9 protein-coding genes are annotated in these 14,213 nt (G+C 72.4%); 3 read left to right on the plus strand and 6 right to left on the minus strand.

The window, feature by feature from the left end; translation table 11 throughout:
• Positions 1 to 54: 54 nt before the first annotated feature.
• The 3 genes from AC0680_RS19460 to AC0680_RS19470 all read right to left on the minus strand — a co-directional run bounded on the left by AC0680_RS19460 (position 55) and on the right by AC0680_RS19470 (position 4,791).
• On the minus strand, positions 55 to 1,632 hold the full coding sequence (locus AC0680_RS19460; RefSeq protein WP_478630166.1) for a phage tail sheath family protein: 1,578 nt from the start codon (positions 1,630 to 1,632) through the stop codon (positions 55 to 57).
• Between the two features lie 103 nt (positions 1,633 to 1,735).
• On the minus strand, positions 1,736 to 3,460 hold the full coding sequence (locus AC0680_RS19465; protein WP_478630169.1) for an eCIS core domain-containing protein: 1,725 nt from the start codon (positions 3,458 to 3,460) through the stop codon (positions 1,736 to 1,738).
• 125 nt (positions 3,461 to 3,585) lie between these two features.
• Positions 3,586 to 4,791: a hypothetical protein gene (locus AC0680_RS19470; protein ID WP_478630171.1), complete on the minus strand. Its 1,206-nt coding sequence runs from the start codon at positions 4,789 to 4,791 to the stop codon at positions 3,586 to 3,588.
• A gap of 339 nt (positions 4,792 to 5,130) precedes the next feature.
• Between AC0680_RS19470 and AC0680_RS19475 the strand changes: the two genes are divergently transcribed.
• Positions 5,131 to 7,803: an AfsR/SARP family transcriptional regulator gene (locus AC0680_RS19475; protein WP_478630173.1), complete on the plus strand. Its 2,673-nt coding sequence runs from the start codon at positions 5,131 to 5,133 to the stop codon at positions 7,801 to 7,803.
• Positions 7,804 to 8,003: 200 nt separating this feature from the next.
• Positions 8,004 to 9,341 carry an RICIN domain-containing protein gene (locus AC0680_RS19480; RefSeq protein ID WP_478630176.1) on the plus strand — a complete coding sequence of 446 codons (1,338 nt, stop codon included), beginning with the start codon at positions 8,004 to 8,006 and terminating at the stop codon, positions 9,339 to 9,341.
• 57 nt (positions 9,342 to 9,398) lie between these two features.
• Here the strand turns inward: AC0680_RS19480 and AC0680_RS19485 are convergent, their stop codons facing one another.
• The 3 genes from AC0680_RS19485 to AC0680_RS19495 form a co-directional block, all read right to left on the minus strand.
• A complete protein-coding gene (locus tag AC0680_RS19485) occupies positions 9,399 to 11,489 on the minus strand; it encodes an ATP-binding protein (RefSeq protein ID WP_478630179.1) in 2,091 nt (696 codons plus the stop codon).
• Complete coding sequence (locus AC0680_RS19490) at positions 11,486 to 12,145, minus strand: Pvc16 family protein (protein ID WP_478630182.1); 660 nt, start codon at positions 12,143 to 12,145, stop codon at positions 11,486 to 11,488. The genes AC0680_RS19485 and AC0680_RS19490 overlap by 4 nt, the downstream gene beginning before the upstream one ends.
• Before the next feature lie 130 nt (positions 12,146 to 12,275).
• Positions 12,276 to 12,974 carry a helix-turn-helix transcriptional regulator gene (locus AC0680_RS19495; RefSeq protein WP_478630184.1) on the minus strand — a complete coding sequence of 233 codons (699 nt, stop codon included), beginning with the start codon at positions 12,972 to 12,974 and terminating at the stop codon, positions 12,276 to 12,278.
• 440 nt (positions 12,975 to 13,414) lie between these two features.
• Here AC0680_RS19495 and AC0680_RS19500 point away from each other — a divergent pair, with 440 nt between their 5' ends.
• Positions 13,415 to 14,125: a UdgX family uracil-DNA binding protein gene (locus tag AC0680_RS19500; RefSeq protein WP_478630187.1), complete on the plus strand. Its 711-nt coding sequence runs from the start codon at positions 13,415 to 13,417 to the stop codon at positions 14,123 to 14,125.
• Positions 14,126 to 14,213: the final 88 nt, after the last annotated feature.

The following is a 14,213-nucleotide window of genomic DNA, read 5'->3' on the forward strand; positions in this document are numbered from 1 at the left end:
AAGAACGGTGACGAGGAGAGAGGGAACGTGGACGGGGAGGGGAGGGCGCTGGACCTACTCCTCCAACTCGCCGCCACCGCCCGAGAACTGAGCCAGTCGGAAGACCACGAATTCGGCGGGCTTGACGGGCGCGATGCCGATCTCGCACACGACCCGTCCCAGGTCGACGGACTCGACGGGGTTGGTCTCCGCGTCACATTTCACATAGAACGCGTCCTCCGGCCGCTGCCCGAACAGAGCGCCGGAGCGCCACTCGTTCACCAGGAACGCCGAGATGTTGCGCCGGATCCTGGCCCACAGGGCCTGGTCGTTCGGCTCGAACACCACCCACTGGGTGCCGATGAGAATCGACTCCTCCAGGTAGTTGAAGTACCGCCGTACGTTCAGGTAGCGCCAGGCCGGATCGGAGGCCATGGTCCGCGCGCCCCACACCCGGATTCCGCGTCCGGGGAAGGCCCGGATGCAGTTCACGCCGACCGGATTGAGCAGATCCTGTTCGCCGCGGGTGATCTGCAGCTCCAAGTCGACCGCGCCACGGACGATTTCGTTCGCCGGGGCCTTGTGGACGCCGCGCTCGGTGTCGTTACGGGCCCACACGCCGGCCATGTGTCCGGACGGCGGGATGGTCCGGGTCTGGCCCGTGGCCGGGTCGAAGGCCTTGATCCACGGGTAGTAGAGCGCGGCGTAGCGGGAGTCGTAGCCCGCGATCTCCTGGCGCCACTTGCGGATGTCACGGGCGTTGAGTGCCGGCGGCGGGTCCAGGACGGCCATCCGGTCGCCCATCAGCTCGCAGTGCGCGATCAGGCCCAGCTGGACGGCCTTGACCTGCTCCAGGTCGATCAGGCCCTGCTGGTAGGCGGCCATCAGATCGGGTACGGCCACCATGTTGACCTCGTCGAGCGCCTCCAGGCCGCCGAAGCCGGTGCGGTCGGCGGAGTCGCCGATGAACTGGCCGGAGGCGAGCTGCTCGACGGCGCCGTTCCCCGCGGGGGCCGCGGGAGCCGGGGTGGGCGGAGCCAGCGTGACGGTCTGGGCGTCCGGCTTCGTCACCTGCCCGGCCGGGACGGCCTCTTCGACCACGATCGCCTTGGAGCGCTGCTTGACCTGTGCCACGACATAGTTGCGCGAACTCTTCTTCGCGCTGACGTCGAAACTCTCGACGACCCTGTCACCGTCCTTGACTACCAGCTTGAACCGGTCGGCGCTGCCCTCGCCCTCGACGTCCTGCACCTCGACGGTGAGCGCCCCGCCGGGAGCGGAACCAGTGGCGATCGCCGCTACCTTGAAGGACCCGAGCGCGACCGGCTCCCCGGCTGTCAGCGCCCTGGGCGCCTCGGGAGCCACGGCAGTCTGGGACTCCGCGTCGCCGGAACCGCCCACCCGCACGACATACGCGGCCGTGCCCCCGTTGTTGAAGAACCCGTACACGGAGTGCGCGAGGTAGTAGCCGTCCGTGAACTCCCCGAAGGCGGCCACGTACTGGGACCAGTTCGTCACCAGCGTCGGCTCGTTGAGCGGACCGGTGGGAGCGAGCCCTACGAAGGCCGCCACCGACGTTCCGACCCCTTCGATGGGCCGCGATCCACTGGCGACTTCCTCGACGTAGACGCCGGGGGACAGGTAGGTGGGCATGTTCTGTTACTCCCTGGATGTGCGAACTGGTCTGCTCGGTTGTTTCTGGTGCTCTGCGGTGGCGAATGACCGCCGTGCGGCCCGGGAGGGGCGGCGATGAGGCTCAGGGCATCTCGTACTCGAAGGTGGCGGCGAAGGAGCTCATCGAGGTGGCCGCGATCTTGTCGCACCCCTTGTAGAACTCCTCCTCGTCATTCGGGTCGAAGCCGTTGGCGGAGACCAGCTGGGCGAGCGCCTGGTACTCGTTGAGCGCTCGCTCCTTGAAGTCGTCGGCTTGCTGGTCCACATCCGTGTCACGGTGGAATTGAGAGCCCTTGGAACCGCCGGTAGCGGATTTCCCCTTGGCCTTGGCGAAGATCGCGTACCTGTTGAGGGCCTCGTGCAGCGTTCCGGCCGCGCCGGTGACGACCTGGTTGAAGGCGGCGATCGCCATGGTCGGATTGGCCGCGGCACGGCGGAACTCGGCGCCCTGGATGATGGCGACGACCTTCGCGCAGTACTTACGACCGTCCTCGCTCACGCCCTCGAAGTCGTATCCCGGCTCGGTCAGGGCCCGTATGAAGTGCTTGGCGAGTTCCGCATCGGACAGACCGGTGCTGTCCCTGGTGCGCTTGAAGAGGGTGTCGTACTCGCCCTCCTGGGGGCCGCCCAGGACGAAGTTCCCGGTATGGCCGATGGAGTAGGTCTCTCCGGTCGGCTTGTGCTTGAACGGTTTCACCATCTCCTGACGGTTGCGGAACCCGGCAAGTTGCTGTTCCGTCCCGCGCAGGGAGAGCCGCCGGCGGACATTGGCGAGGCGGGCGATCCGCTCGCGCGGAGAGAGGTCCACCTCCATGTGCTCCGGATTCGACGAACCGGTCTTGACGGCGGTGGGAACGACAGGGGGAAGGTGGGCCGCCGCTGCCTCCTGTACCCGCCTCGCGGCGGCATCCAAGAGTTCTTCGTACGACGAGAACCGACCGAAGTCCCGCTCATCGCTCGCCATCCTGATGATTTCGGCCCGGACCTTTTCCTTGGAATCGGCCGTCCATTGGCTGTGGCGTGCCTTGCCCTTGGCGATGAGGGTTTCGAGTGGGAGGACGTCCTCAGCGGCCTCGATGGTCTTGTTCGCCATTTTGAACGTCCGCTGCACGGGCCGAGGCCCGCCCGCAGTGCCGCCGCCCGGGGTGTGCGCGGTGTCTGCCGTCCGTTGCACATCCGCGGACAGCACCCGGCTCGCATTCGCCTCCGCCTCCCGCTCGAACCGGTCGGACGGATCGCTCACCTTCGTCCCGTCGCCGCGGTCCGTGCCCGCGACCGGGCCGTTGCGCTGCTGGATGACGTGGGTCAGTTCGTGAGCGAGCATATGGCGGCCCGCCGCGGACGATGTGTCGTAGCGGCCGCGCTGGAAGACGATGTGCGAACCGGAGGTGTACGCGTGGGCATCGACGGACGCGGCCGATTCATGGGCGGAGGTGTCGGTGTGCACGCGCACGTCGGAGAAGTCCGCGCCGAGGCGGGCCTCCATGTCGGTGCGGACCGGCTCGTCGAGCGGCCGGCCGGGTGTGCGCAGCACGTCCTGGACGGGCGAGCGCTGCACGGTGGGGGGTGCGGCGTGTCCGCAGCCCGCGTGGTGCTGGTGCCGCTCGAGGCCGGCGACGACGGCTGAGAACGCCGCGTTTCCCCCGGCTCGTTGGAGGGCGGCGACCGCCTCCGGGGTGAGACGCTCCGCCTCGCCGGCCGCTGCCTGACGGGCGGCGTCGGAAGCGGGCGCGGACGCCGTACGGCCCGCGCGCGCCGCCCCCGAGCGGTCGCTGTCCGAGCCGGGCTGCCGGTCCTGTGCCCGCACGACGTTCCTCCCCCGTCACCACTGCTGCTGTCTTGGCTCCCTACGCTTTCGACCTTGGCCGACGTCCGGGCCGGGCTGTAGAGACGAACGGGCGCCGTCGGGGGCAGTGCGCACTGCCCGTTCGGTCACGCCGGGGGCGCCGAGCGCGCCGCGTAGGCCTGGTTCTCGGCGCGGATGACCGTGTCGAAGGCCTGGTCGGTGCCGGCCCGGCCGTACAGCGCGAAGTAGCCGAGGGACTTGCCGTGCTGAAGCGCACTGCCGCGGTCGGCGGCCGACTCGTACGTGAGGCTGTCGGGACCGTCGCGCAGGATGACGGCGGCGAAGTGGTTCGCCCAGCCGTCCGGGGCCGCCCCGGTCAGGTCGACGAAGTGGTTCTCGCCGACGGCGGGTGCGTCACGTCGCACGCTGAGGCCGCCGTCCGGCGGGGTGCCGATGAGCTGGGCGGCCGCTGCCTTGCAGTCGTTGGGGAGAGTGATGAGCAGCTCGTGGACCTGGGCCTCCTGGTCCTCGACGGCGGGGAGTCCGGCGAGGAAGTCGGCGGTCAGGCTCGGCATGATGACGGCGAGGTCGGTCAGGCCCTCCCGGCCGGCGCGTTCGGGGTAGGGGAACCGCGCGGCGACCCAGCCACCGCCCATCGTGGCCATCGCCAGCTTCATGGCCTCGTTCCGCAGACCGTCGACTGCGGAGCCGCGCGGTTCGGCACGCGCCTGGAGCGCCGTCACGATGCGCCGGGTGAGCGCGACGAGCCGCCCGACCTCCGGCGGGTCGGTCAGCGACCGCAGATACGCGGCACGCTTGTCGCCGCGCTGTGCCGCACTGTCCCCGCGTACGGGCTCGTGACCGGCCCCCTCCGGGCTCCGGCCCGCCGCTCGTACGGCGGCCGCAGCCCTGGCCGCGTCCTTGTACACGGGCCGCACCCGGTACAGGGTGCGCTCCCCGACCTGCACCGCCGCCCCGCGCTCCACGGTGATCGCCACCTGTTCCTGGGCGTCGAGGCGGTCCGCGGCGGCGGTGATCAGATCCGCGTCGGCGTATGCCTCGTAGCGGCCCCGGAGAGCGATGCCGCCGTGCGTGGAGACCTTGTCGAAGCCGTGGGCGGCCGGTCCCTCGGCGTACCGCTGAAGGGACCGGGGGTCTTTTGCTTTCCCCGGCGCCGTGGCCAGCGCGCGAGCGACCGCCGCGTTGCCCGCCGTCCGTTGGAGGGTGCGCAGCGCCTCCGACTTGAGGGTGGACAGGGCTGAGGCGGGCGTGCGGGGGCGCTCGGCACCGCGGATCGCGGTCCGTGGCGCCGGCTCCCCTCCCGTGGCCCGGCGTTCGTGTGCGTGCACCATGGCTCCGTTCTGGCGGCCGCCGGCTCTTCGGTCCGTGGTCCGTCCCGGGCGGCCCCACCGCCGATTTTCAGCCGCAGCGAGGAGCGCATCCAGAGGCGGAAGGGGAGCCGAACGGGCAGAACGGTTGCCCTGCCGAACACCGCGGAGCGTCGGCGAACACCGGGGCAGCGCCACTGTGCACCGGCGAAGCGCCGGAGTGCACCGGCGAGAAGCCCTGGCGGCCGGAGAAATCGGGGGGATCGGGCGTTGGCCCACAATCGGACGTTTCCGGAGGATCGGTGTCCGTGCGCTGCGTTACGTTCGATGGAGCTGGTGCATCAACGCAGGTCGGGGGGCGGCGTGGCAGGTCGACAGGGGCAGGGGAGCGGGCAGGCGGTGCGCGGCGACGCGGACGATCCGGCCGGGCCCGAGGGCGCGGAGGGGGCGAGCAGCCCGAACCGGGGCGACGGGTTGCGGTTTCAGGTCCTCGGCCCGGTGCGGGCCTCGACGGGGGACCGTCCGCTGGTTCTCGGCCCACCACAGCAGCGCGCCATGCTGGCGGTGCTGCTTCTGCACGCGGGCCGGCCGGTCTCCGTGGCGCAGTTGGTGGACGCTCTGTGGGGCGAGCGGCCGCCGCCGCGAGCGGTGGGCACCCTGCGGACGTACGCCTCTCGGCTGCGCGCCCTACTGGAGCCGGAACGCAAGCCCCGCCAGCCTGCCCGCGTGCTGGTGTCCTGTGACGGCGGCTACGCACTACGGGTGGCCGCCGGGGCGCTGGATTCGGCGCTCTTCGAGGAGCGGCTGGTCACGGCGCGCCGATTGCGGGAGGCGGGCGACACCGCGGGCACGTACGAGCAGCTGAGGGGTGCGCTCTCGCTCTTTGAGGGCGCGGCACTGGCCGGGCTGCCCGGGCCGTACGCAGGGCGGCAGCGCGACCGGCTGACCGAACTGTGCGTCAGCGCTCGGGAGGAACTCTACGAGTGCGTGATTGAGTTGGGCGGGCACACCGGATCGGTCCCCGACCCCATCGCCGGACTGCGCGCCTTCGCCGCCGAGCATCCGCTGCGCGAACGGGTGCAGGCCCTGCTGATGCTGGCCCTGCACCGCGCGGGCCGCCAGGCGGAGGCCCTTGCGGTGTACGCGGCCACCCGCCGTACCCTCGCCGCCGAACTCGGCGCCGAGCCCGGCCATGAACTCCGCGCGCGATACGCGGAGTTGCGTGCGGGTTCGGGGGGACGCGGGCCTGTTCCCGGTTCGAGGCCCGGGCCTGGTACCGGTCTGAGGCCCGTGCCGGGTGCCGGTCCGATGTCCGGGCCGGGTCCTGGTGCGAGGTCCATACCTGGCGCCGGCCCTTGTCGTGATCGCGTCCGACCGCCCGTACCGGCTCAGCTCCCGCCCGACATCGCCGACTTCGCGGGGCGTGCCGAGACCGTCGCGCTGCTGGCCTCGGCGCTGCGCGGGGCGGCAGGCGGACGGGCACCGGTGGTGGCCACGCTCAACGGGCTCGGCGGGGTCGGCAAGACGGCACTGGCCGTGCATGTCGCGCAGTCCGTGCGGGCTCGTTTCCCCGACGGGCAGTTGTATGTGGACCTCAAGGGCACCGGCCCGGCCCCGGCCGACAGCGGCGCCGTTCTGACGCAGTTCCTGCGTGCCCTCGGCGTCGCCGAGCGCGCCGTACCGGACGGGGTGGAGCAGAAGGCAGCCCTGTACCGCTCGCTGATCGCCGACCGCGGGGTCCTCGTACTGCTCGACGATGCCCGCGACAGTGCCCAGGTGCGGCCGCTGCTGCCCGGTGCACCGGGGTGCGCGGTGCTGGTCACCACGCGGGGGCGGACGCTCGCGCTGCCCGGTGCCCGGCGGGTCGACGTGGAGGTGATGGACGAAGCGGGGGCGCTGGAGCTGCTCGGCGCGATCGTGGGGGCGGAGCGGACGGCCGCCGAGCCGGACGCCGCGCGCGAACTGGTCGCCGCCTGTGGTGGGTTGCCGCTCGCGGTACGCATCGCCGCCGCCCGGCTGGCGTCCCGGCCGGGCCGGGCCATGGCCGACCTCGTGGCTCGGCTGGGCGACGAGCGGCGGCTGGACGAGCTGCGGGTGGGCGACCTGGGAGTGGAGGCGGCCTTCCGGGCCGACTACGAGGCGCTGGAGCCCGGTCTCGCCCAGGCCTTCCGGGCCTTCGCCCTGTGCGGTGTGCCGGCCTTCTGCCGGGGCACCGCGGCCGCGGTGCTGGACACCACCGAGGACGAGGCGGAGGCGGCGGTCGAGGCGCTGGTCGACGCCGGGCTCGTGGAGCTGTGCGGCGACGACCACTACCGGTACCACGAGCTGGTCGGCCTGTTCGCTCGGCGGCTGGGCCAACGGCATGACAGCCCGGGGGAGCGGGCGGCGGCGCAGCATCGCTTCCTCGACCATCTGCTGGCCACCGTCCAGAGCGCGGTACGGCTGATCAGGCCGCACGGCCTTCCGCCCGATCCATCGCGCCGCCCGGGCTCCCCGGGCCGACAGCTCGCCGACGCCGACACCGCGCGGGAGTGGCTGCACCTCGCGCACACGCGGCTGCGCACGGCCGTGGAACGGGCCCTGGACGCGGCGCCGGGGCTGCTGGGGCCCGCTGTGGACCTCCTCACCGCGTGGTCGCACGCGCTCGGCGGCGCCACGTGCCACCGCGACCTCGAACCACTCGTTCACCGCGCCGCGGCCAGTGCCCGGCGGCACGGCGACGACCGGGCCACGGCACGCGCCCGGCACCTTCTGCTTCCGCGGCGGGCCGCGCCGAGACGACGAGGGAAGCCCGGCCGCTGCGGAGCATCGAGGGGCCGTCGTTTCCGGATCCGCCCCGGCAACCGCTCCTGGACGGGATTCCGTATCCCCTCCGGACCCGGCCGCCGTGACGGTGGAGCCCGGCTCGCGCGCCACTCTCCCGGCGCCGGTCCCCCTCGGCCGTGTCCTGCCCGCCGGGGCACCGCGGGGCCGGTCGGGCATCGAGCCCGCGACCCCGCGGCCGCACCCCGGCACAGTACGCGGCGGCGTGGCTGACGCCGCGGGTACGAGCCCGGACGGCTCCCACCGGCGGCCCCGTGCCACCGCGCCCGCTGCTCGTGCCTGCCCACGGAGCCGTGAGCAACGGATCGGCAAGGAGCCGTGGGGAGCCGTAAGGACATCCGGCTCTGCCCCCGGCTCTGCCCTTGCGCACGCTGACCCGGGCCCGGAACCACCGGTTGACTGCCCTGGTGAGCATGTGGACTTCACTGGAACCGGCCGCGATCACCGTCGACCCCGGTTCCGTCGCGAGGGTAAGGCTGCGGGTACGCAACACGGGTGACACCGTCGAGGAGTACCGGCTGCGACCGGTCGGCGCCGCGGCGGGCTGGACACGGGTGGAGCCGGACGTGCTGCGGCTGTATCCCGGGGCCGAGGGCACGGCGGAGGTCGAATTCGCGCCCCCGCGCACGTCGGACGCCGTGGCCGGTCCCACGCCCTTCGGCATCCGCGTCGAGCCGGCCGAGCACCCCGAGATCCGCGACGTCGTCGAGGGACAGGTCACGGTGGGGCCGTTCACCGAACTCCGCTGTGAGCTGGTGCCGTTGGCCGTACGCGGCCGCTGGCGCGCCAAGGCGGCGGTCGCCGTCGACAACCTCGGCAACCAGCCGCTGACGGTCTCCCTCTCCGGCCGTGAGAAGGGCGACGCCCTCACCGTCGAGTCCGAGCCGACATCGGTCCAGGTCGCGCCGGGCCGCGCGGGCTTCGCACAGCTCACCATCCGCCCCGGCGCGGTGAGCTGGGTCGGGGGAACCAACAAGCACCCCTTCACCGTCTCCGTGCTGCGAGCCGGAGCCCCGGAGCCGACCGAGCTGCGCGGCACCTATCTCCAGCCGTCCGTGCTGCCGCGCTGGGCGATGGCGGTGTGCTCACTGCTGGTCGTGGCGGCGCTGGCCTTCGTGGCGCTGTGGTTCAAGGCAGAGCCCAATGTGACCACGAGCGCACGGGAGAAGGCCGGCGTGTCCCGCAAGCTCCCGCAGAACCAGCCGAAGCCGCCCTCGCCACCGCCGCCACCGCCGTCCAAGGCCCCGGAGGAGGAGAAGCCCGAGGAGCCTCAGCCGGATCCCCCCAAGGACGAGGGCCCGCAGGCGCAGACGATCCGGTCCAACGCCAACGGTGGCTGGTACCTCCAGGCCAACGGGGGCAGCCAGGTGGACGGTACGCAGGTCGGCCAGAGCGCCCAGTGGACGGGTGACCAGTTCGGCCGCAACCAGTGGTGGATCATCCACCACTACCCCGAGGACAACACGGTTGCCCTGGAGTCGGGCAGCGCCCCGGGCAGCGTGGTCCAGCTGAAGGAGAACACCAACGAGGTCGAGCTCTGGAAGGCCGACCCCGAACAACTCAAGTCCGGCCAGCTGCCGCCTCAGCAGAAGTGGCGGCTGGTGGACTCGGGCGACGGTCGCACCCACATCGTCAACATGCGCAACCAGGAGTGCCTGACCGACACGCAGAACGACAAGGGCGCGCTGTCCTGGCAGTGTTCCGACGGGCCCAACGACGCGCAGGACTGGAAGATCGCCGAAGGGCCGTGAGGCCGACCGGGGCCGGTCGACGAAGAGCCGACCGGCCCCGGGCCGCACCAGGAGCTGTCAGTCCCACAACGGCGACGCGTCCGGCACCAGCCGCCCCATCTTGCGGTACTCGCGCCGCGCCCCGGCCCGTACGTCCGCCGCCGTCACCGGCCCGCCGCGGCCCGCCGCGAGATAGCCCGCGGTCACCGCGGCCGACCGGATCGCGCCACCGGACAGCTCGAACTCGTCGGCGCAGACATCGAGGTCGAGCTCGTCGGCACAAGGGGTGGCCGCAAGGCAGGACCGCCACAACGCGACCCGCTGCCCGGCATCCGGGAACGGAAAATCGACCACCAGGTCCAGCCGTCGGGTGAAGGCGTCGTCGATGTTGGCGCGCAGATTGGTGGTCAGGACGGCGATCCCGTCGAACGCCTCCAGCCGCTGCAGCAGATACGCGCTCTCGAGGTTCGCGTACCGGTCGTGAGAGCTCTTGACCTCCGAGCGTTTGCCGAAGACGGCGTCGGCCTCGTCGAAGAGCAGCACGGCGTCCGTGCGGTCGGCCTCGGAGAAGATCCGCTCCAGGTTCTTCTCCGTCTCCCCGATGTATTTGTCCACCACCGCGGACAGCTCCACCACATAGAGATCCAGACCCAGTTCACCGGCCACGACCTCGGCGGACAGCGTCTTTCCGGTTCCGGACTCCCCGGCGAACAGGGCCACCACGCCCCTGCCGCGCCCACCGCCGGTGTGCAGCCGCCACTCGCCCAGCACCTTCTCCCGATGCCGCGCCCGCTGCACCAGTTCGTGCAGCAGGGCCAGCGGTTCGGGCGGCAGGACGAGCCCGTCGAAGCCGACGGCGGGCCGTACCCGCCGGGCGTGCCGGTCCAGCAGCGGCGCGGACTGCTGGCGCGCGCTGCGCTGGACGTGGGCGGCGGTCACCGGCGTCCCGTCGAAGGCGGCGAGGGCGGTGGCCGCACGGGCCGCCCGCCGGATCTGAGCGGCGCCCAGCCGGTACGGTGCGACGGCCGCGGCGAGGTCGAAGCCGCCGTCCACGCAGCTCAGTTCGCCGCTCCAGACCTCGCCCGCCGCCGCTCCGTCGTCCGGCGCGTCCAGCGCGAACAGCCCCGAATCCGGGGCCCAGCCCGGGTCGTACGGCTCGCTTCCGAAGAAGACCACCGGTACGTCCCCGCGCGCCAGCGCCCGGACGAGCGCGTCGGGACGCTCCGGCAGCGGCCCCACCACGACCGCGGCCCGCCGCAGCCGCGCCTCCCGCAGCAGCGCACCCGCCGGGCCCGGACCGTCACCGCGGTGACCGTCCGGCCGATACCGCAGCACGGGCAGGCCGGCACGCCGCAGCCCGTCGGTCACCGCTTCGGCGACGGTACCGGGCCGGCGCTCCCGCAGATGTACGGCGAGCGGCCGCCCGCTCGCGAGCGCGGCGAGTCGCCCGGCGAACGCCCGGGCTTCGGTGCGGGCCTCGCCGCCCGTACGGCCGGCGGCCCGCTGCCCCACGGGCAGCAACTCCACCTCGCCGCCGCAGAGTTCGGGATCGAGTCCGTCGTCGCCCAGCAGATGGGCCACCACCCGTTCCGGAACCCGCAGCGCCCGTCCCGGCAGCGGCCGCTCCTCGTCCTCGACGACGAGCAGCCCACCGGAGCGCAGCGGTGCGGACGGGTGGAAGCGGGCGCGGGCCGCGGGCTCGTACGGGCCGGTACCGGCGAGGTCCAGAGCCAGGGAGACCGTGGCACGGCGACGCCCGACATCGTCGTTGAGGTAGCCGTAGAGCGGCTCGAAGCTCCGGTCCACATCGGGCGCGAGCGCGGACAGCAGGACATGCAGGTCCAAGCGCGACAACCCGAAGCGCCCGGCGAGCGCGGCCATTCGATCCGAGGGGTCCCGGGGAGCTGAGCCCTCGCCGTCCGGCTCGCCCCCATCCGCCCCACGCGCAAACCCCTCGTCCGCGTAGGCCTCGCCCATGCCCGCCGCCGGCGACCGCGCGGCCAGCCTTCTGGCCGTATCCGGGGTCACATACAGCCCGCGCAGCGGGTCCGAAGCCGTCGGATCATCGGCGCTGCGCCGCTCGACCAGTGCGGCCACCCGCTCCCGCAGCCCCGCCAGCCGGCCGATCAGCGCGCCGCCGGCGGTCTCGATCACCGCTGTGCCGCTCACCGTTCCTCCTCGCTGCCCTTTGCGGAGGGCGGCGCACCCGGAGCGGACCGGAGCATCCGGGGCCGGGAGTCGCCGGGCACGCCGTCGAGGCCGCGGACGACCGTGACCGCGCCCTCCGTGACCGGCGGCGCCACCTCGTAGGCGGGCGAGACCGGGAACGGCACGGTGACCACCACGTCCAGGGACGGCTTGAGTTCGCCGCCCAGCGCAGACCAGATATCGGCGATCGAGCGGGACTCTGGGGGCGGCACCGCAACCGTCAGCGGGATGCTCACCTCCAGCGCGCGGAGCGCCTCCGGCAGCGCGGCCGCCGGCAGGATCTCGTGCGAGAGCAGGCACCCCAGCGTGGCGGAGAGCAGCCGGTGCTCGTCCTCCGGGCGGGTGGTCCACGCCGTGACCAGGTAGGACAGCCGGAACCAGCGTGGCGGCTGACGTCTGCGCACGACCACACCATCGGCGTCGCGTTCCGAGATCGCCCCGCGCTCTCGGCGTGCGACCTCCTCGCGTATGTCGTACAGATACGCATTGAGCGTGGGTGCGTTGCGCCGCGCCGCCCAGTCGCGGGTCGGCGCCTCGAAGGCGACGTCCCCGGCGCCGTCCGGCAGTACTCCGCCGCGCAGTACGGACCGCATCGCCGCGTCGACCTCGTGAATCACGCTCGTTCCCCCGCCCGACGATCCGCCGCCCGAACTTCCGCCACCGACTCCGTCACCGCTTCGCCGTCCGCTCTCGCATCCGTACCTGTCCTTGCATTCGCACCCACGTGCGGGTCGGCTCCCGCGCCCATCAGATGTATCCCTCTCGCAGCGCGTACGCGACGGCGTGCGCGCGGTTGTGCAACTGCAGCCGCGTCATCAGGGCGTGCAGAATGTTCTTGACGGTGCGTTCGGAGTAGGCGAGCTTCTCGGCGATCTGCCGGGTGTCCAGCCCCTCGGCGACCAGCCGCAGCACATCGACCTCGCGCGGCGCCATGCCGAGCGTCGGGACGAGCCCCGCGGGGGTGGCCGCCTCCATCGACCGCTGCAACTGGCCCACCTGTGTGAGCAGCCTGCTGATGAGGTCCGGCGGAAGGTCTCCCTCACCGCGCGCCGCGCTCTGCACCGCCCGCAACAGCCGCTGCGGGGTGGTCTGATGACGCCAGAGTATGGCCCGCACGCCGTACTCCACGACCGCCATCAGCTCCGGCTCGCGCAGATCCCGGGCAATCAGCACCACCCGCTGCTCACCACCCCGGACGAGCCGTCTCAGTTCGGTCGCCGCCATCTCGTCGAACTGGTCGATGGGCATGATGGCCACATTTCCGACCGCCTCCCGCCCGCCTTCCTTCCCGGTCCCACGTTCCGCCTGTTCCGCCCGCCTGACCGCCGCGCCGCCCTGGTCCTGGACGATCTCGACGGTGGGCTGGTGCTGTAAGTGACTGACGACTCCGGCCCGACTGAGCGGGTCGGTGGCGTGCACCGACACCGTGACACGTGTATCCAGCACTTATGTTCCTCGTCTCGCCCCCGTTGTACCGACTGCCGCAGAATGAGCGAAGGCAATCAACAGACGCTTACCGGGTGATCAACGCCAGAAGCGAACCCTTGAGCGATACGGGCGAGAAGAGCCACGGCTGCTCCCGCGACCGTAGGTACCGGCGTGGCGCTCCCCATGGGAGAGCGCCCGCCGTCAGCTGCTCGCGTCGGGTCCGTAGGGTTCGCCTGCCGTACGACCAGTGGTGTCCATCCTCCCGCCGGCGGGTTAAGGGCTCCCCGTGTCCGGGAACCCGTGGTGCGGGCGCCGGGCCGGCCGGAGCCCACCGCCGCAAGGAGGCGGCACGGCATGAGCCACGGCGAGGACGTCATCGCGGAGCCGACCGCTGACCGCGGGCAGGTCCACGACCGCTTGTCCCGGCCGGCCCGGAACGACGTGACCGGACGCGGCCGGTGAAGCCGCCGAAGGCCGGGAGCGACCACGACTCCGACGGGCAGCACGACGGGAAGCAGTACGACGCCACCCCCTACCTGCCCCGGCGCGGAGGACTCGCGGCTCATCGGCGTGCGGCAGCGGACTGCCGGGGCTGTCCGCTCTTCCAGGACGCGTCGGGGACCGTGTTCGGATCGGGCGGTTCCTCGGCGCGCCTCATGCTCGTCGGTGAGCAGCCGGGCGATCAGGAGGACCGTCAAGGACAACCGTTCGTCGGGCCGGCCGGTGGCCTCTTGCGGAAGGCGATGCGGGAGGCCGGCCTGGACGAGGGGCAGAGTTATTTCACCAACGCGGTGAAGCACTTCAAATTCGCCACCGCGGCAAAGGGCAAGCGGCGGATCCACAAACCACCCAGCCTGCGGGAGATGACGGCCTGCCGCCCCTGGCTGACCGCCGAATTGCGGCTGGTCGACCCGGAGGTGGTGGTGGCACTCGGCGCGACCGCGGGCAAGGCACTGCTGGGGACCTCGTTCCGGGTGACGCAGGACCGGGGCACGCTCATCAGGGCGCCGGGAGAGGGGGCTTCCGGCGCAGCCACCGGCGGCAGAGGGTTCATCGTCGCGACACTCCACCCGGCGGCGATCCTGCGCGCCGAAGACCGCGAGGCACCCTACGCGGGACTCGTCTCGGACCTGCGGGTCGCGGCCCGGGCCCTGGGCCGCGAGCCGTAGTCCTCTCGGTACGACCAGTCCCCTTTCCCAGGTGGACGAGGAGACACCGCGGTCGCAGGCGTCATCCCCGCCCTCAGCCGCTGCCAAG

It is taken from the genome of Streptomyces sp. NPDC043738, assembly GCF_056436545.1.